Consider the following 18,283-nt stretch of genomic DNA (forward strand, 5'->3'; position numbering starts at 1 on the left):
CTTCGCCTCCCCCACCGAATGGGTAACGTCAGCGCATCACTGAAAGGTCCCATCCTCCTGGTATTCAAGGCCGTAGTAGCTGGGAACAAAGGTGTTGTGTTCTTCCTGCCACTGACGGGAAAGGCGGATCGCTTCCTGAATCTGCTCTGGAGTCATCTGTTCTTCAAGACGGGCCTTGTCAGGAGCGCTACCGGGTGAGAGAAGGTCGTAGTACTTGTAGGCTTGGATGAGGTCTATATCGGTGCCGATGCCTTTTTCATAGAAGCGTGCCAATCCTCGGAACGCTAAAAATTCATTTCCGTAAGGAAGCTCTCTAGATTTCAAAATCCAGTAAAGTGCTTTCTGATCATTCTTCTCCCCACCGTCACCTTGGTGATACATCCCCCCCAAGTTGATAGCTGAAATAATATCTCCTTGACTAGCAGATCTTTCAAACCATTCCCTCGCCTTGGGTAAGTCGACATCCAATATATCGTACTTCCCCCTACCACTGTACGCAGTGCCCAAGGTTCTTTGAGACAGTATAAAACCCATCTCGCCAGACAGCATCAAATAAACAAGCGCTTTATCTTTATTTTCTTCAACGGAACGGCCAAAATAGTAAATTTCAAACAACCTAAAGCCAGCATCAATTACACCTTCCCCCCAAGCCTCTTCCATATACCTTACTACATCATTTGGACTGTATTCAATCGGCACGTCATTAAGCTGCCCATAGCTCAACAAACCGGCTAGATAGTTGCTACACCCATCACCTTTTTCGGACAACCGAAATATTTCTGAAGGTGTTTTTGTTTCCAATGCATCAACTAACGCCAAGGAGTATCTTTCAGGATCTTTCTCGCACACGACTTCATTTCCAACCATCTCAACAACTTCACTCCCTCCCAGCCCTCGCTTCTCTTCTAATGTCAGAAAATAGAGAAGCGTCGAAAAAACAGCGCCAGCAAAAACAAAAAAAACACACTTTAATCGAGTTGACATAAAAAATATCCCATGGAATGAGGAGAGCGCCTACCAGCATTATCAGGGAAGAATTTTACAAAAGTACTAAAATTCCTACTGAGCATATCATCAGGATAAAACCTGGAAAATGAAATCGTCCAAAACCCATCTTTCAGTAGACATTTTTCAGCATCACTTCCCAATGATTCACCTTTCGTTTCTTTTAGCGAAAAATCTTCTTCGGCACGTTTTTTCTCATAAACATAGTTAAACAAACGATCTGAATAGGCCCCGTTGCCTGTTGTGGATTCCACCGACATCCTCATGTTTTTCAAGTCCGGCACAGAAATATTAACGAAAAACCTCTTCCCATTAGCGAGCACTATGCCACTATAGGGGTCGGATGTTGGTTTTTTCGCCGCCAGTTCTCCATCCCATCCTTCATATATATGCACATTCTCCCACTGAATATCCACGGTCAGCCCCTTGAATACCAGATCCAGGGACGCCGTTTCTTCTTCTGCGCTTCTGAACGGCTCAACCTGCCCTCTGTGGTTACCCAGCAGGCTGCGGTCTATCCACATATAGACGGCTTTTGCTACCAGTTCCACGAACAGGTACGCCAGGGCAATCACAATGAGGGCGACCCCTAGTGATGCCGCCGCCAACGGCCCACCGGCAATAAACAGACCGGCAAGGCCTAGCCCCCCGCTGGTGATTGAAAGGCCACCTTGAAGACGGCGCATGGCGGCCATTTCAGGGGACAAACCTGACCGGCTATCGTGCGCGGCTTCGCTGAGCTTTTTGAAGCCGTCGTAAATCGACAGCACGTCACCTCCGGCGCCAATGACGTTGAGCAGCCTGAGTTTTTCTGGCCGCACCGACCAGAAACTTGGCGCAGCCGCCGATGACCCGCCTGGATGGTTACGAATCTTCTTGATGGCATTTCTAAATTCCACGCCGGATTTGACGAGGGACCCGAGAGCCGCAAGGACCTTGGCATCATCGACGTTATCCCTGTCGCCCGAGGCGAATATGCCTTTTTCCAGAATTGTCTTGACCGATTCGACAATCGAAATCGCGGATACTACAGACTTTCCCGTATGACCTACCAACTCAACCCTGGATACCTCCCTCATCGTAACAAACCCGATTGCGGACTTGGCCGTACCAAGGCTTCCCCAGGCATTGTCGCTTTGCCACTTTTCTACTTTTTCTCGATCAACTTCGTCGATACGCGAGAGGTCGATATTCACAACCGGTAACGATAAAGCGATATCGTAGGCGCCGCTATCTTCCCCTCGCTCCACCGCGATATTTCCGCCTTGCTCATCAGGGAAGTACATCACATTATCAATGATGGGGGTCCTTGGCCGTGGTGTCTGCAGGGCCTGATTGTCTTTTGAGAGCTGTGTCAGCCAGCGTTGAAGGGCGTCGACGTTGCACTCTACCAGTACCATGCGTAGCGGCGGTAACTGACCGGCTCGGACATCTGGATCTGAGCTATACAGTATCTGGGCCATCCGCTGAAAGATGGTAAGCACAGACGTATCGAACGGCGACTCTTGCATCGCGATGGCGGCGATGGCATTGCCCACCTGATTGATCAACGCTGGGAGCGTCGTCTGCCACTGTTTTTCCAGTTCGCTACGCTGTGATTCATCATATGCAGCCAATGTCTCGCTATAGCGCGTGATCCACTGTTGCAGCGTTTCGGGAGAGACGAATTCACTCGGACCGAGACTCGTGACGTCACTGGTCGCCGAGGTCGCCCACTCGGTTTGGTTGGCGAACAGTGCCCGAGTCAGAGCCGACTCAGAGGAGGAAAGCGACCGGGACAGTGATTTCCATGCAGTAAATGACGATGGTGAGAGGATACCACCGCTGAGAAGCGAGGTGACGATACCCGAGATCCCCAGCCCTGCGGGAAATTCATTACCGCTGCAGCGGTCCATCAGCGGTTTGAGATGATCTCGGATCCAAAAGGCGTAGTCGGCGTCAAAGGCGTGAACGAGCCATTCGGACAACTCAACCTGTTGGTAGTAAAGTCGTTTAAAATCCTCTAGTTCGTATTGGTTTTCGTCGTAATAGTCGACAATTTGCTTTTCGCGTTTTTCAATCAATACATTGACGTCATCCAAGTCATCCTCTTGCTCCCAAGCAAGATCTTCACGGAGTTTTTCGAGATTACGTGTGCGTCGTTGTATCTCGTAGTCAAGCTCTCTTATCTCACCTTCATTTTTCGACACCTCCCGCCGCCTTTTTAACTCTTCGATTTCTTCTCTTTCTCGCTCTTCCTGCCCCTCCAATAACTCCCGAATCTCGTCATATTCTTCATTGATTTCCTTTGTCTGCGCTCTCCTGAAATTCTCCCGAAACGCTTCCAGCGTTTGCATAAACACCAATTTTCGCTGGTTGTTATTGCTGTTTAGAAACGTTTTAAAGTCGAAAACCGGTTCCATTCGGTAAGCGTTTAGCTCATCGATGATTCCGGCCTCGTCGTTGACCGCCAGAATCAGTTCCTGGCCCTGTAGCCAGGATGGGGCCAGCGACAACCTGTCGCGCATGTTCTCGATCATCTCCTCGGGGCTGAATAAGCGCCGTTCGCCACCCGCCGGCCAGAAGAAATCCGAGCGCTGTACGGAGTCACCGTTATACTCGGCGACCAGCGTGAGTTCATCGATACCGAAGGTATGTGGCTGGCCAGTAATGCTGCCTCCCGCCGATACCTCGAATTTTTGCATGTTGGCGTCACGCCATGCCGGCGTGTCGCGAATCATTGAAAGATGCTCTCGTGACCAGGGATGCTCTGCGTAGGCGTAATAGAACACCGACCCCTTGTCGATTGTCGGCAACGTCACGATGGAGCCGCTGAGCGCTTTGGAGCGTTTTTCATCCTCGGGTTTGTGGAAGCAGTCGAATTTAGCATTTTCCGGATCGGGAGGCCCTTGTGTCACCGAATACTGATAGAACATGCCATCGGTGGTTACCACATAGGCGTACCAGTAGTAAGGCGCATTCCCTTCATCGAAGACATAGAAGTAGCCGGGTCGCAGCTGACGCAGGATGTACTTGGTGACCTTGCCACCCTGGGCGCCATGTATATGTGCGATCAGGCTATCGTTGGTCTGCTTGGCGACCTCGGCGCCATTCTCCAGCGCCTTGTCCAGGGTAATGTCGGTAAAATCGCTGACCCTGCCGGCCGGCAGCTCAGGGATATCGACGTTGCTCCGTAGCCTTTTGCACACGGCGTAGCGCACCGGCAGAATCGGCAAGCCCTTGCGCTCGCAGACCGGGCAGCGAGTGGGTTTGCCGGACGCTGCGGCTTGTGCTTGCCGCGCTTCGATGGCAGCGGCAACGTTCTCCATACCTTCTCTCATCGTCAGCGGTGCTCCAGGTCGTGTTGAATCATGTGCCAATCGCGGGCATTCAGCCGCTTGATCGCTTGGGAAAAAGGCTCGGGCTCGCCACCACTTGGTAGCAGACGCTGTATGGTCGGGTGCCGATCAAAGCCAGGAATCAGCAGGGACTGAACGACGAAGACGATCTGGTCCGTCTCATCGACCAGCCCGTACCGCTCCGCCTCCATCAGACGCTCATCGATCTGTGTAGGCGAGACCTCCCAGAGGTCGTCGCGTTGAAGGTGACGCCAGTGATCCATGCAGGCGTTCCCCCTACCGATACGCATGACCGCCTGGCGCTGGGACGAACTCAGGAGGGTGTACGGCAGCAGATGGGTGGGGGGTGGCATCACGCAGCCCGTGATGTGGCGGCGGTGGTCGATGTACCACCAGCCTTCCAGCGGGCCGAGCAGCTGGTTGAGTTGGCCGGGCAAGAGAATCTCGGTCAGGCGCTCGAATACCCGGGGATCTTGATAACGCAACAGCGCGGGCTTGCGGCGGGCGGTTCGAATGACGCGTTGTTGGTAGAGGTGCGCGGTGATGTGCTCCAGTGGGGCCCGGCTGTACACCCAGCCGCAGAAGGGCACCGCGTCGCGGCGCGAGACAGGAGTGCGTTCGACTTCTCGCTTGATCTCACTGGCAAGCCCCTCGTACAGCGCCTCCTTCGCGAGGCTGAGCGGCTGCAGGTAGAGGCGCCGCTCGGGGCCATGGGCCAGGAAGGGGTGCTTGATCAACCCACAGTGCTTTCTAGCGGCCTCGGGTAGCCCCCAATCTGTGCTGTCGGCGGGGTCCACCAGCCGATACAGGCGCCCGCCGTCCTCGGCGTCCAGGGTCTGAATCGCCTCGATCATCCGGCGGATGCTGGTATCGAGGCGATCGGGCGACTCGTGGTGAGGGCCCGTATCGCGATGAAGGTGGTTCTTCAGGCTCTCGTGCTGACTCTTGTGCAGGTTCTCGTGCTGGCTCTCGTGCATGTCCTACCCCTCCACGAGGCCGTCGCCGCCCGCCGAACCCTGCTCGTTGCTGCGCTCGCAGATGACGTCGGTGAAATCGGGTAGATCGGGCAGATCCGCGCTCTGGCTCGCTGGTCCCGCAAAGCTGTGCAGCGCGCCCTTGATGTCGATCTTGCCGGGGCCATGGATCTCGATATTGCCGCCTTTCAGGCGGATATAGCCGCCACCGCTGGTCAGCAGGATCTCGTCCTTGGCATCGATGCGCACGCTGTGTTCCGTTGAGGTGATTGTCAGATCCTTCTCGGCGGTCAGCTCCATGGCGTCGCTCTGGGCCTGGATCTCGACCTTGCCTTGGGCGGCGAATAGCTTGATGCCGGCGCGCTGGACGAACAGCGAGAGCTTCTGGCCCATGATCGCGATCAGGCTTCTGCCGGTGGCCAGGTTAATGTCCTCACCGCTGGTGATACTCAGGGACTTGTCCTGGGCCAGATGGGTCGACTGCGGGGTGCTCAGGGCGATACCCGCCGGGGACGCCAGGTGCAACCAAGGGCGCTTGAGCCGCCCGGCCTCGCCGCGACCCGCTTGGCTGGCCCCTTGAGCGGTGGCCTGGTCGGCATTGCCGCCGAGATCTCCTCCACTGGTGTCACCGTAGGTTGCCTTGGCGTCCTCGCTGGCCTGTTTGATGCCGCCGCGCGCCTCAAGCGCCGCGGCGTTGTGCTCGGTGGCGCTGTCGCTGAGTGAATCCGCCAGTTGCCAGGCGCTGTCGAGCTCGCTGAAGGCCGGCGACAGCGCTAGCTGCTCGCCGCCGGCGCCGACCTGGCCCCAACTGGTCAGCAGTAGCCCTTGGTTGGCGCGAATGGCGCCGTAGGCGTCGGTGCGCAGCTCGAAGCCGGTGCCGCGAAAGGCGCCCCGGGTATTGCCGTTCTGGTGAATCAGATAGCCAAGGTTCAGCTGGCTCTTGGCGTGCTCGGAGTTGAGCCGCACCCGCTCCTGGTCGGTGGCATCATCGAACACCAGTTCGTTGTACTTGCCGCCGCGATAGGTCTTGGTCTTGATGCCCGACAGCAGGCCGTTGGAGTGCCACTGGGGGCGCTGATCGCCGTTGTAGACGCGTCCGGTGATCAAGGGCCGATCGGGGTCGCCTTCCAGGTAGGTGATCAACACCTCCTGGCCGACCCGCGGGACGAAGACGCCCCCCCAGCTGGCACCGGCATTGGGCTCGCTGACGCGCAGCCAGCAGCTCGACTGGGCATCACGGTTCCCCAGCCGATCCCAGTGAAACTGCACCTTGACCCGGTTGAGATGATCGGTGTGGATCTCTTCGCCCTCTGGGCCGACCACGATGGCGGTCTGGGGGCCGCCCACCACCGGGCGCGGGTGATCCAGGGTACTGCGGTAGGGCTGGCTCAGGCGCTGTGTGTCGAAGTCGACCAAATAGTGGCCGGTGCCGGCGCGCTGGTAGTCATCGTGGTGTTGGCTGTGGCCCTCAATAGAGAGATCCAGGCCATGGGCGCGGCGGGCGTTATCGAGCGACGTCTGCAGGCTACCCGGCAAGGTATTGAGATGAGCCGATACCGGCAGGGCGTTTTCGGCGTGAATGGTTAGCCCCAGAACAAGAAATTCGCGCTCGCTGGCGACGCCACCGTCGTGGCGAGCGTGCTGGCTGAGCTCGAACCAGCGCCCCACTTCGAGCTGGCGGGCGCCGCCGGCGCCATGAAAGCGCTTGGCCTTGGATTCCAGCGCCTCCAGGCGATTAAGCGTCAGGCGCTCGCCGCGAAAGTGATCGTCGAAGTAGTACTCGCCGGGGGTGTCGTAGACTTCCTGCTCGGGCAGGTTGCCCTGGTCGCGAACGGTGTCCTGCAGGCTGCGCTTTTCAAGCCGGGGCTGCTTGTAGTCGAAGGTACCCAGGCTAACCCGGGTCGGCTGCTGCTCGCGCCGCCCGCCCCACTGGGTGATGGCGTCCTCGGTTTCGGTTGAATCCTGGCGGTGAAAGCGAATTCTCTGGGGCGTGACCGCCTGGCAGCTCTGTGGGTCGTCGGTGAAGACGATGCGGTGGCCTATAAAGTCACCGCGCCCTTCGCCAGCCGCGCCGTTTTCTTCGCCGTTCTCTTCGCCAACTATGCCGCGCTCTTTGCTAACCACGTCGCGCTCTTCACCGCCCTGGCGGCTACCGGCGTGTTCGGTGTACCACCAGATGCCTTCTTGCTCACAAAGCCGGCTAATAAAGTGATAGTCGCTTTCGCGATACTGCACGCAGTAGCTGCGCGGCGGATAGTCACGGCGCAGATCGAAGCGCCACTGGCACTGACTCGGGCCCAGGGAAGCGGCCTGCTGCTCGAATACGGCCTCGAGCACCTCGACGGCGCTCTTGTCCTGGAAGATGCGGCTGTCGCGGCCGAGCTTGAGCATCGCGATCCAGGGCACGAGCACCAATTGGTAATAATGGACGCCGCCATCTTCACCGAGAAGCGCGGCCGATTCGACCAGCCCGGATAGCCGCCGGTATTGGCCACTGGCCTGGCGAATGGACAATTCAGCCGGCTGGGCCATCAGCGTCTTGAGCTCGATATCACCACGCTGAGAGATGCAGTCGAGGGTGTAGGCGAAGGGCCGGGAGATGCGCTCCTCCCCCACCAGGCGGTGGGGAATCAGTTCCGCTCCCCGACCTGCCTCCAGATCGAGCTTGAGCAGGCGTTCGTCCTGGGTCAGCGAGACCTCGAACGAGGCCAGGAGGGTGTTCAGCCACGGTGACTCTGCCATGTTCGGCTTCCTTTGCCGTCGGTCGGAACGCTACCGCCACCGACCTTGTCTTGCTCCTTGGGTCCTGGCCTACGTGGCAAAAAAGGCGAGGCACGAGTGATGTTACCCAGCGCGTCCAAGTCAGCTGTCGCAGATGATCACCTTGGACGGCAACGCCACCTCTCAGGCGTCCACCGACGCCGTACCACGGCCCTGTGTCAGCGCAAGGCTAGGCTGCACTTCGTGATTTACTGATATTGCCCGAAAACCGTCGCCACCAGCAGACACACCGAGAGCAGGACAAAACGGCTCCGTCGGCCAAGAACACGTCGATGTCGCCGCATGGCGACCGCCACAGCGGGGTTCAACACTCGGCGCGGAAAAATGCATCGTTCTCGTATCGCCACCCGCTTACGCCACAAAACGACGATTTCTCACGATAATTTCCTCACCCCAACCTCCATCTGCTCGACGATGAGTAGTGCGATGCAGCAATGTTGCGAAGTGGGCAGCCTGTCCTTGGCGCCTCTCGTTCTCACATCCTGCGCTCACGCAAAAGGGCCCCATGCGAGCATGGGGCCCTTGTGTTCTACTCGGTGGTGCGGATAGCGCTGGGTCGGGCGCCTTGGACTCAGGCCAACTCGGCCTGGCGGCGCGCTGTCCACCAGTTAGCGGCGATGACCGCCAGCATCACCGCGGCGCCGGCCACGTCATAGGTCAACGATGGCAGGAAGACGCCGACGATGGCGGGCAACAACAGGACGCGCTGCCAATGCGGCATGCGGGTGAACAGATAGCCTTCCAGGGCCGCCGCGAAGGCCCCGAGCGCCAGCAGTCCGGTGAAGCCTTTCCAGATCAGAATATGCACCGGCCCCCCGATGATGATCTCCGGGTTGTAGACCATGAACAGCGGAATCAAGTACAAGCCCTTGGCGAACTTCCACGACTGGAAGCTGGTTTCCATGGGTTTGGCCCCGGCAATGGCGGCCCCGGCGAAGCCGGCCAGCGCTATCGGCGGCGTCACGTTGGAGTCCTGGGAGTACCAGAACACCACCAGGTGGGCGATCAGCAGCGGTACGCCAAATTCATTGGCCAGCGCCGGCCCCACCAGCACGATCAACACGATGTAGCTGGCGGTCACCGGCAAGCCCATGCCGAGCACCAGGCTCGCCAACAGCACCAGGACCAGCGCCAGCAGCAGGTTGCCGCCGGAGAACGCCAGCATCATGGCCGAGAACTTGAGGCCGAGCCCGGTCAGGCCGACCACGCCGACGATGATACCGGCCACGGCGCAGGCCATGGTTACCGCCACGGCATTGCGGGCACCGAGTTCCAGGCCTTCGATCAGCTTGAGGAAACCGTTGTGCACGGCGGTTCGCAGCGTCTGCCCAGTGACCGGCTGCCCCTGCCCCGGCGCCACGAAGAAGAACCACACCGCGAATCGCGCCACGGCCACCAGCAGCATGCAGACGATGGCGTAATACCCCACCCGCATCGGCGACATGTTCATCATCAACAGCCACACCAGTACCGCCAGCGGCAGCAGGAAGTGCCAGCCATGCTTGAGCACGTCGCTCATCTGCGGCAACTCGCTCTTGGCCATGCCCTGCATGCCTTCCTTGAGCGCGATGATGTGAACGAAGAGATAGACCGTCGAAAAGTACATGAACGCCGGCAGGATGCTGACCTTGACCACATCGAGATACGGCACTCGGGTGTATTCGGCGATCAAAAAGGCACCAGCGCCCATCAAGGGTGGCATGATCTGGCCACCGGTAGAGGCAGCGGCCTCGATGCCACCGGCCTGGTGCGGCTTGTAGCCGAGCTTCTTCATCAATGGAATGGTGAAGGCGCCGGTGGTGACCACGTTGGCGATGGCGCTGCCGGAGATCGACCCCATGCCTGCCGAGGCGATGACGGCGGCCTTGGCCGGCCCGCCGCGCTGGCGCCCGGTCGCGGCGTAGGCCATGTCGATGAAGAACTTGCCGGCACCGGTGATCTCGAGAAAGGCCCCGAACAGCACGAAGATGAAGATGTAGGTGGCGGCGACACCCATCGGCAGGCCGAAGATGCCCTCTTGGCCCAGGTACAACTGGCCCACCAGGCGGTCGAGATTATAACCGCGGTGTTCGAGGATCCCGGGCAGGAACTGTCCGAGCCAGGGCAGCTCGCCCCGTGGCCCGGCGAAGGCATAGAGAATCGCCACGAGCCCAATGATGGTCATGCCAAGCCCCACCGCCCTGCGGCTCGCTTCCAGCACCGTGATGGTGGCAATGATACCGACCCAGATATCGGTCTGACTCCAGAACCCGGCGCGATTGATGATCTCATCCAGATACAGGACCAGATAGCCGCCGGTCACGACCGCACCGGCGAAGAACACCAGATCAACGAGGCCGCTGATCGGCCCACGGTCGTGCTTCGCACCACACAACGGAAACATCAAAAAGGCCAGCATCATGATCAATGCCAAGTGAATGCTGCGCTGGTAGAACAGCCCCAGCGGCTGGATGCCAGCGGAGTAGAGCTGGAAGAGTGACAGTGCCACCGCCACCAGGGTGATCAACCACAGCACCTGGCGAGAATGGTTCGCCTGGCTGCCGGGTATCACAGGGGAGTTTGCCGTTTCGCTCATTGTGCTTATCTCAGGGCATGTCCGGCGCGGCGCCGGACGGAATGGAGAGTTACGACCTGGTCAGGCAGGCGTGGCTGAAAGCTTAGCGCCTGGCTCAGACCCGAGCCGGGATCACGGCACGTAGAGTCCAACGCTGACCGCACGATTGGCGGCCAGGTCACTCAGGCTGATCGGTGTGCGTGCCTGGGGCAGGGCCTCAAACCCGGCGCCGGTGCAGGCCCTTGCCGAACGCACCAGGCTCTCGAGTGCAGGATCGCCGCGGCTGACCAGGCGATGGTCGACCCGCTTGGCGCCGACCCGCAGCCGATAGCGATTGCCCGGCACCGCCTCGTCGATATCCTCGATCCAGTAGCCTCCGTGACCGTCGGACGTCTGGCGCCCGCGTCCGAGCACATGGTCGAGCCCGGCGGCGAAGTCCGGCAGGTGGCTGCGCTCGAGCACCATGCGGCCGCTGACGTTGCGATAGCAGTCGAGCACTTCGAAGCCCTCGACGGAATGGTTCCAGGCCAGACACCAACCGGCCCCTTCCGGCATCGGCACGGTCACCAGGGGTTGGCCCGCTTCGCTGCGCACTTCGAGCCTCGGCGTGGCGAGACAATCGATCTCGGCGTAGGCCGGAGCCGCCAGTCCCAGCCCCGCGAGCACGAGCACGAGCAGGGCGGGCCCAAGGGCCCGCCCTGCTGTCACGCTACCAGGCTTGACAGCCCCCATCAGGGACGCTGCTGGTCCTGGATCTCGGCGCCGACTTCCTCGTAGTAGCGCAGGGCGCCCGGATGGAAGGCAATCGGCGTGGAATCGGTCGAGAATTCCACCGTGGTGTCGTTGGCGGCCGGGTGAATGGCGATCAACTCATCGGTGTGCTCGAACAATGCCTTGGTGATTTCGTAGGCGGTGTCCTCGTCCATCTCGCTGCTGGCGATCAGCACGTTAGGCACCCCCACGGTCTGTACCGCGTCGTCCATGCCCTCATACAGGCCCGCACGCAACTCGTAGGGCGCAAACACCGGCTCGGCCTCGCGGGCCTTGGCCATTTCCTCATCGCTCAGGCCGATCAGGCGCACGTCGCTGGTGGTGGCCAAATTGAGAATCGAACTGGTCGGCGGTCCGACGCTCCAGAACCCAGCGTCGATATCACCGTCACGCAGCGCATCGGCTGTTTCGTTGAAATTCAAACGCCGCGGGTCGAAGTCATCGTAGCTGATGCCGTTGGCTTCGAGAATGGCGCGGGCGTTGAGCTCGGTACCACTGCCCGGGGCGCCCACAGACACGGTCTTGCCGGCCAGGTCATCGAGGGAATCGATGTCGGAATCGGCCATCGTCACGATCTGAACGGCATTGGGGTAGATCGAGGCGATCGCGCGGATGTTCTCGAGCTTGCGGCCCTCGAAGTCACCGGTGCCGGTATACCCCTGGTAGACGGTGTCCGCCAGCGCCAGCGCCAGATCAGAATCCCCCCGCCACACGAGCCCCATGTTTTCCACCGAGGCGCCGGTGACTTCGGCCACCGCGTCAAAGCCTTCGACGTGTTTCTTGATCAGCTCGGCCAGGCCACCGCCGTAGGGATAGTAGGTGCCGCCGGTACCGCCGGTGGCGACCGATAGCTGCTGCTGGGCAACTGCGGCCTGGGCCGACATCAGCAAAGATGCTGCCAGGGCGTACTTGAGAGCTCGCATGACCGTCCTCCGTTCCTCGTGGGAACTTGTTGTGAAATTGTTCGGGTGCGCGACGTGCACCCTCGGCAACCTAGCAGCAGGCCATGTCGATTGCCAAGACCATCCATTCGACGGTCCGCACATTCTCGACATTTCTTTGTTTTATCTGCAATTCTCCCAAAGTCTTAGCCACTGCCAAGCGCTGGGTGTCGCGCCACGCTTCACAGGTCGGCACAGGCGCCGACCTGTGCCTTGACCTTGTCCACGATATGAGCCCCGATGGGTATCGCCGAGGTTGCGGCCGGCGAAGGCGCATTGCCCACGTTGATGGTGCGGGGCGTGTTGACGAACAGGAAGTCATCGACCAGCTTGCCATCGCGGGACACCGCCTGGGCGCGCACGCCGGCGGGATAGGGCTCGAGATCGTCAAGCGTCAGCCCAGGACAGTACTTGCGCACCTCCTCCAGGTAGCCACGCCGCGACAACGAGTTCTTCATCTCGCGCATGCCCGGCCGTAGATGGCGCCAGAGAACCTTGAGAATACCCGGGTGGGTGATCATGCCCGCCAGGTCCATCGCCGAGATGTCGCGCCGGCGATAGCCTTCTCGCGCCAGTGCCAGCACGGCATTGGGGCCTACCGTGACACTGCCGTCGATCATCCGAGTCAGGTGGACTCCGAGAAAGGGCATCGCCGGGTCGGGAATCGGGTAGATCAGGTGATTGACAATAGCGTTGTGCTGGCTCGGCAGGCGGAAATATTCGCCACGAAACGGACAGATGGTAAACCCCGGGTCCTGGCCCAGCATACGCACCACGCGGTCTGCCATCAGCCCCGAGCAGGTCACCAGAAAGCGGCTGTTGAAGGTCTGGGAGCGAGTCGTCACCACCACCTCCTGACGCCGCTCGTCCAGCGCCCGGACCTCCTGCCCATACTGGATGACACCACCCAGACGCTCGAACTCCTCGGCCATGGCCTGGGTGACCTTGGCATAGTCGACGATGCCACTCGCCGGCACGAAAATCGCGCCAACCCCGGTGATGTTCGGCTCGCGCTCGGCCAGTGCCTCGGCGCCGAGCCACTCGCGCTCCAAGCCGTTGGCCTCGGTGCGCTCCCACAGTGCCTTCATGCGCGACATTTCGGTGTCGTTGGTGGCCACCAGCAACTTGCCACAGCTGTCGTAGGCGATGCCGTGTTCGTCGCAGAAGCGCTTGGTGGCGAGGTTGCCTTCCAGGCAGAAGCGAGCCTTGAGGCTTCCCGGGGTGTAATAGACACCGGCATGAATCACGCCGCTATTGTGGCCAGACTGATGACGGGCGGGGCCGTCTTCCTTCTCCAGCAGCAACATGCGGTGGTCGGGGTAGGAACGCTTTAGCTGCATGGCGGTGGACATGCCCAGGATGCCGCCGCCGATGATGATGAAATCGTACATTCGCCGTCTCGTTGTCGTTCTTGAACGCTTCCACCACGCAGTGGTAGTGGAGTCATCGTACTCGCTGTCGGCGTCTAGCCTACCCCCGTCGCCTGGCGAACGCTCGCCTCGCCGACCAAAAGCCGTCGCGGCACGCGGCTCACCGGCGCAAGGTCGCTCCACCGGTAAACACGCCACGCTGGCGCATCAGCTCGCGCCGCAGCTTCGGGTGGGACGCGAAGCGATCACGGCCGTGCAACCAGAAGTGGTTGTTGAGCAGCAGGAAACTACCGACGGGATTGGGGACAGACAGGACACCTTCGCTACCTTCCAGGGAGTCCGACAGTTGGCAGAGCCACTGCCCCTGCTCGAGATCGCCAGGCTGCACGAACTGATCGATATAGGACATCACCGGCCGACCATTGCGGTCGACGTCGAAGACCGGGTGATAGACATCGGCCGTCACCTTCTTGCTCGCTGGCGCCGACCAGCGCATCTCGGCGAAGGCCAGCGGGTGGTGGCTGAACCGCTCCAAGTCTTCCCAATCGTCCAGGTGCAGTAGCCGAGAGTCGCCGCCGACCATGTTCCGCTCATCGAGCTTCATCATCAGTACGTAGTCGGTCACCTGTTCGACGAAGGTCCCGTCGTTATGCAGCTCCATGACCCGGTGGGGTTGGCGCAGGTAACTGTCGGACGCATCCACGTTCTCGACCACGAAGCGAGCGTAGTACTGGCCGCTCATGGCATCGAAGTTGGAGCGCCCCACCAGGTGAGCCACGGCGGTCGCAAACTTGACCATGGCATCGGCCTGCTCGACCCGATCAAGGCCCTCGGGGACCACCTGCATTGCCCCGTGGGCACGGTCCAGCAGCGTCGCCACCAGGTGGGGGCGCAGGGTATTGGCGCACAGCTCGTCCAGAATGGCGGCGACGCGAAAGCGCAGCATCGACTTGTATTCCAGGGCCTGCACCGGCCAGTGCTCAGTGGCTTCCAGAAACGCCGTCACCACTGCCGCATCCACCCGCAGGTTCAGCATCCTCGATGAAACGGCGGACGGCGCAAGGGTAAAACCCAAGGGGGTGGGGGTAGCGATGGCACCTGATGACGAAGACGCTGCGGCGGATTCAACAGACGAGGCGACGGCGGTCATGACGAACTCCAGGGGAAGGGATGGTTATTTTTGACGTTATTTAAAAATATCTACATTTATTATTTTCGTCAACAAAATGCCCAGCCAGGCGATGTCCCTGGCCGGGCTCGTGTCTCCCGTCCCCCTTCGGTCTTATCCGCCGCCCTCGCGGCGACCGGGCGGATAACGCCGCGCTGGCGAGCGTCCGCTCACCCGTCTTTCTGCCCGGTCTGAGCGGTCATTTCCCGGCGCATCTGCCGCGCGCTGAATTCAGTACCGTAGCGCAGCCGTGACCAGCCGTAGAGCGCCAAGCCCAGGCCCATCCAGCCGGCAAACAGCGCCCACTCGATGGCCGACAGGGCCGAGGGGCTGCCCGGCAGATAGAGGCCTACCAGCCCGAGCGACAGAGCGACCGCCAGCCCGCCCACCAGGCGCGGGTGTCGCACCCGGAAGGGACGCTCCAGCTGCGGCTCCTTGCGCCGCAGGATGAGAAACGAGAGCGACACAAACAAATAGGCGATGACGATGCCGAGCCCCCCGGCCACCACCAGCCAGACCATGGCCTGGCGCCCCAACAGAGGGGCGAGGCTCGACAAGATTCCCATCAGTAGGATGGCGTTGGTCGGGGTGCGGTAGCGCGGATGGAGCCTGGCCAGGAAGGCCGGCAGCATGCCGCAGTGGGCCAACGCATAGATGGCCCGGGAGCCGCCGACGTAGAAGGCGTTCCAGCTGGTCAGAATGCCGGCGATGCCGGCCAGCACCATCAGTTTGCCCGCCCAGGGCGCTTGAAACACTGCCTGCATGGCGTCCGGTACCGCCAGTGAGCGGTCGGCCAGTGACTCAGGCGGGAGCATCAATGCGGTGCCAAGGATGATGAAGGCATACCAGAACACCGCCAGGATCACGGAGATCATCAGCACGCGGCCGATTTCCCGAAACGGCAGATTGATTTCCTCCGCGGCCTGGGGAATGACATCGAAGCCAACGAACATGAAGGGCACCATGATCAGCACCAGCATGATGCCCCCCGCCACGCCGTTAGCGGTCTCGAACAGCGGCGTCATCGTCGCCACCTGGCCCTCGAACAAGGCCCCGGTGATAAACATCACGCCGACCACCAGGATCAGCAAGGTGACCACCTTCTGAACCAGCGCCGCGGTGCGCACACCGACGTAGTTGATCGCCATCATCGCGACCGACCCGGCCATGCCGACCGCCACCCAGGTGGCCTTGACGTCCCAGCCAGCCAGCGTCCACAGGTGCCCTACCGCGTAGGAAGGAAACAAATGCTCGATCACCGTGGGTAGCGCCACCGCCTCGAAGGCCACCACACTGAGATACCCCAGGATGATCGCCCAGGTACACAGAAAAGAGGCGAAGTGCCCCATGGCTCGATAGCTGTAGACGTGCTCACCGCCGACCTGAGGCATCGCCGAGGCAAGCTCTGCATAGGTCAGACCGACCAGCACGATGATCAGGCCGCCGAGCAGAAACGCGATGATCGCCCCGAGGCTTCCCGCCGCGGTGATCCAGCCCCCGGTCAGTACGATCCAGCCCCAACCGATCATGGCGCCGAAAGCCAGCGCCAGTACGTCCTTGCGCGCCAGCACACGGCTCAGTTGCGCGCCTTGCGATGCGTCATGTTGCATAGCCATCCTTCCTTTGATGTTGTCCTTATAGGTCCTTCGTCAAACTATCATTCGAATGGGGCATCGCGTCCATGCTTTCCGCTCGTCCGGCGGATCCGACGCTGCCCCCATGCCCTGGGCACTGGCTCCCCAGCGGGCTCTACCGCGGCTCATCGTGAGACGACGAAAGTGGGGTAAGAAAGTGCCTATTTCGGACTGGCGAAACGCCGCAAAAGGTTGCATCCTGTAGTCATCGCCAATGCCCAATGGAGCCCCATGAGTAACGCACCTTCCGCCTCGCGAGCAGACGCCTCGGAACCGCCTCCTCGACGATGCCCTGACCTCGATGTCAGGGACCTGGAACAGCGCACTCGCCTGATGCGCATCGTCACGCGGCTTATCGCCGTCTCCGATCTCGGCAGTCGAGATATCGCGCGCCGCGCGGGACTTCCGATGCAGAAGATCAGTGACCTCTTGTCGGGCCGTCTGGAACACTTTACCTGCGATGAACTCCAGGCCATCCGTCGCATCATCGACGATGGTCAGCTATCACTGTCATAGGGATAGGGATAGGTATAGGTATAGGTATAGATAAGCGTGAACCGATTGCCTCGGTTTCGCGACTCAAGCTGTTGAAGGCGCTCACGGCCGAGCGCCTTCAGCGGTTTTGGGCACCGCATGTTTTCGCCTGGGGCGTCCACACCGACGCTGCCTCCCGACGAGGCACCCCCAGACAGCCTGGCGCCATCGCTCCCAAGCGCCTGGGGTGTACGGAATGCGCCTGAAGACAGCGCCTGAAGAGAAGACAGCGCTGGAAGAAGGCGCCTGGAGCCCTTCCCCCCGCCGCCGAGCCCCCTTCACAGTACAATCTCCCGCATTCGACCTCACTTTTAGAACGACTCGCCGATCCTGGAATCCAATGCTGGAACCTGTCGCCGGTCCCCATCGACGGCAGGACGTTTACCCCGACGTCACAACCGTCGTTGCCTCGGCTGTCGGCAGCTGACGGCTCTCGACAGCGAACGATTTTCGACATTAAAAAGTTTTCGACAACAAGGAGTCTGTCATGCGCTACTTCACCGCCGCCATGCTGATGGCACTTGCCCTGCCCGTACTGGCCGATGGCCAGGCGACCCTAGTAGATGGCGAGGGCGCCGCAGACAGTGCGGTTCAGGCGCGCTGGGCAGGCGACCAGCTGCGGGTCGACTTCCCTCGCCACGCCGCCAAGGGCTACTTGCTGATGCGCGATGGCAAGGGCTACGTGATCACCAACATCAGCGGCCAGACCGTGGTTCTCGGCATTCGCGATGTTCAGTCCATCGCCGGCCAGCTCGGCGGCCAGGGCGCCACGGGCCTGGCCAGCTACCAGGCACGCAGCGTGAACTCGCTGACCGCCAGCGGCGAGCACGAAACCGTGGCCGGCGTGGAAGGCGATGTGTACGTGCTGGACTGGGTCAACCAGGACGGCGAGGCGCGCCAGGACCGGCTGGTCCTCACCGAGGATCCGCGGGCCCGGGAGCTCATGACGGTCTTCGATCGCTATCAGCAGACGCTGACCGGCAATCGTGACCCCGTCGCGGCGCTGATCAAGGAGCGTGGCCTCGGTATCCTGCGCTTTTCCGATCGCTTCCAGGTCTCATCGCTGTCCAGCGTCACGCCCCCGGCCGCCGCCTTCGCCTTGCCGGACCAGAACACCGGCCTGCAGAACCTGCTCAAGTCGGTCATTCAGTGACCTCTATCGGCTACCTGCTGCACCGCCTGCTTCGCCGTCGCGTTGTGACGGTGAAGCAGG

The 18,283-nt window shown here is 60.7% G+C and carries 12 protein-coding genes; 2 read left to right on the forward strand and 10 right to left on the reverse strand.

The window, feature by feature from the left end; translation table 11 throughout:
* Nucleotides 1-36: 36 nt before the first annotated feature.
* From ACUN9Y_RS08870 to ACUN9Y_RS08915, 10 genes are all read right to left on the reverse strand, one after another.
* Nucleotides 37-984 carry a tetratricopeptide repeat protein gene (locus ACUN9Y_RS08870; protein ID WP_445460331.1) on the reverse strand — a complete coding sequence of 316 codons (948 nt, stop codon included), beginning with the start codon at nucleotides 982-984 and terminating at the stop codon, nucleotides 37-39.
* Nucleotides 969-4,313, reverse strand: coding sequence for a T6SS effector BTH_I2691 family protein (locus ACUN9Y_RS08875; protein WP_445460332.1), 3,345 nt, complete (start codon nucleotides 4,311-4,313; stop codon nucleotides 969-971). The genes ACUN9Y_RS08870 and ACUN9Y_RS08875 overlap by 16 nt, the downstream gene beginning before the upstream one ends.
* A gap of 14 nt (nucleotides 4,314-4,327) precedes the next feature.
* Complete coding sequence (locus ACUN9Y_RS08880; protein ID WP_445460333.1) at nucleotides 4,328-5,320, reverse strand: DUF4123 domain-containing protein; 993 nt, start codon at nucleotides 5,318-5,320, stop codon at nucleotides 4,328-4,330.
* A 3-nt stretch (nucleotides 5,321-5,323) separates the two neighbouring features.
* Nucleotides 5,324-8,059: a type VI secretion system Vgr family protein gene (locus tag ACUN9Y_RS08885; protein ID WP_445460334.1), complete on the reverse strand. Its 2,736-nt coding sequence runs from the start codon at nucleotides 8,057-8,059 to the stop codon at nucleotides 5,324-5,326.
* A gap of 610 nt (nucleotides 8,060-8,669) precedes the next feature.
* Nucleotides 8,670-10,673: a TRAP transporter permease gene (locus tag ACUN9Y_RS08890; RefSeq protein WP_445460335.1), complete on the reverse strand. Its 2,004-nt coding sequence runs from the start codon at nucleotides 10,671-10,673 to the stop codon at nucleotides 8,670-8,672.
* A 111-nt stretch (nucleotides 10,674-10,784) separates the two neighbouring features.
* Nucleotides 10,785-11,384, reverse strand: a complete 600-nt coding sequence (locus ACUN9Y_RS08895; RefSeq protein WP_445460336.1) for a DUF1850 domain-containing protein — start codon at nucleotides 11,382-11,384, stop codon at nucleotides 10,785-10,787.
* Nucleotides 11,384-12,346, reverse strand: a complete 963-nt coding sequence (locus ACUN9Y_RS08900; protein ID WP_445460337.1) for a TAXI family TRAP transporter solute-binding subunit — start codon at nucleotides 12,344-12,346, stop codon at nucleotides 11,384-11,386. The genes ACUN9Y_RS08895 and ACUN9Y_RS08900 overlap by 1 nt, the downstream gene beginning before the upstream one ends.
* 200 nt (nucleotides 12,347-12,546) lie before the next feature.
* Entirely contained in the window at nucleotides 12,547-13,755 is a 1,209-nt protein-coding gene (lhgO, locus tag ACUN9Y_RS08905) for an L-2-hydroxyglutarate oxidase (RefSeq protein WP_445460338.1), read from the reverse strand.
* 139 nt (nucleotides 13,756-13,894) lie between these two features.
* A complete protein-coding gene (gene glaH, locus ACUN9Y_RS08910) occupies nucleotides 13,895-14,884 on the reverse strand; it encodes a glutarate dioxygenase GlaH (RefSeq protein WP_445460339.1) in 990 nt (329 codons plus the stop codon).
* 188 nt (nucleotides 14,885-15,072) lie between these two features.
* A complete protein-coding gene (locus ACUN9Y_RS08915) occupies nucleotides 15,073-16,512 on the reverse strand; it encodes an APC family permease (protein WP_445460340.1) in 1,440 nt (479 codons plus the stop codon).
* Nucleotides 16,513-16,767: 255 nt separating this feature from the next.
* Between ACUN9Y_RS08915 and ACUN9Y_RS08920 the strand changes: the two genes are divergently transcribed.
* Together ACUN9Y_RS08920 and ACUN9Y_RS08925 are read left to right on the forward strand one after the other, a co-directional pair.
* Nucleotides 16,768-17,052 carry an XRE family transcriptional regulator gene (locus ACUN9Y_RS08920; RefSeq protein WP_445460341.1) on the forward strand — a complete coding sequence of 95 codons (285 nt, stop codon included), beginning with the start codon at nucleotides 16,768-16,770 and terminating at the stop codon, nucleotides 17,050-17,052.
* Between the two features lie 505 nt (nucleotides 17,053-17,557).
* Entirely contained in the window at nucleotides 17,558-18,223 is a 666-nt protein-coding gene (locus ACUN9Y_RS08925; protein WP_445460342.1) for a hypothetical protein, read from the forward strand.
* Nucleotides 18,224-18,283: the final 60 nt, after the last annotated feature.

The organism is Halomonas sp. V046 (genome assembly GCF_052645355.1).

Coding starts and splice junctions, on each gene's coding strand:
- ACUN9Y_RS08895 (WP_445460336.1), bottom strand. CDS start 11,384: ATGGGGGCTGTCAAGCCTGGTAGCGTGACAGCAGGGCGGGCCCTTGGG.
- ACUN9Y_RS08900 (WP_445460337.1), bottom strand. CDS start 12,346: ATGCGAGCTCTCAAGTACGCCCTGGCAGCATCTTTGCTGATGTCGGCC.
- ACUN9Y_RS08880 (WP_445460333.1), bottom strand. CDS start 5,320: ATGCACGAGAGCCAGCACGAGAACCTGCACAAGAGTCAGCACGAGAGC.
- ACUN9Y_RS08915 (WP_445460340.1), bottom strand. CDS start 16,512: ATGCAACATGACGCATCGCAAGGCGCGCAACTGAGCCGTGTGCTGGCG.
- ACUN9Y_RS08885 (WP_445460334.1), bottom strand. CDS start 8,059: ATGGCAGAGTCACCGTGGCTGAACACCCTCCTGGCCTCGTTCGAGGTC.
- ACUN9Y_RS08875 (WP_445460332.1), bottom strand. CDS start 4,313: ATGGAGAACGTTGCCGCTGCCATCGAAGCGCGGCAAGCACAAGCCGCA.
- ACUN9Y_RS08925 (WP_445460342.1), top strand. CDS start 17,558: ATGCGCTACTTCACCGCCGCCATGCTGATGGCACTTGCCCTGCCCGTA.
- ACUN9Y_RS08870 (WP_445460331.1), bottom strand. CDS start 984: ATGTCAACTCGATTAAAGTGTGTTTTTTTTGTTTTTGCTGGCGCTGTT.
- lhgO (WP_445460338.1), bottom strand. CDS start 13,755: ATGTACGATTTCATCATCATCGGCGGCGGCATCCTGGGCATGTCCACC.
- ACUN9Y_RS08890 (WP_445460335.1), bottom strand. CDS start 10,673: ATGAGCGAAACGGCAAACTCCCCTGTGATACCCGGCAGCCAGGCGAAC.
- ACUN9Y_RS08920 (WP_445460341.1), top strand. CDS start 16,768: ATGAGTAACGCACCTTCCGCCTCGCGAGCAGACGCCTCGGAACCGCCT.
- glaH (WP_445460339.1), bottom strand. CDS start 14,884: ATGACCGCCGTCGCCTCGTCTGTTGAATCCGCCGCAGCGTCTTCGTCA.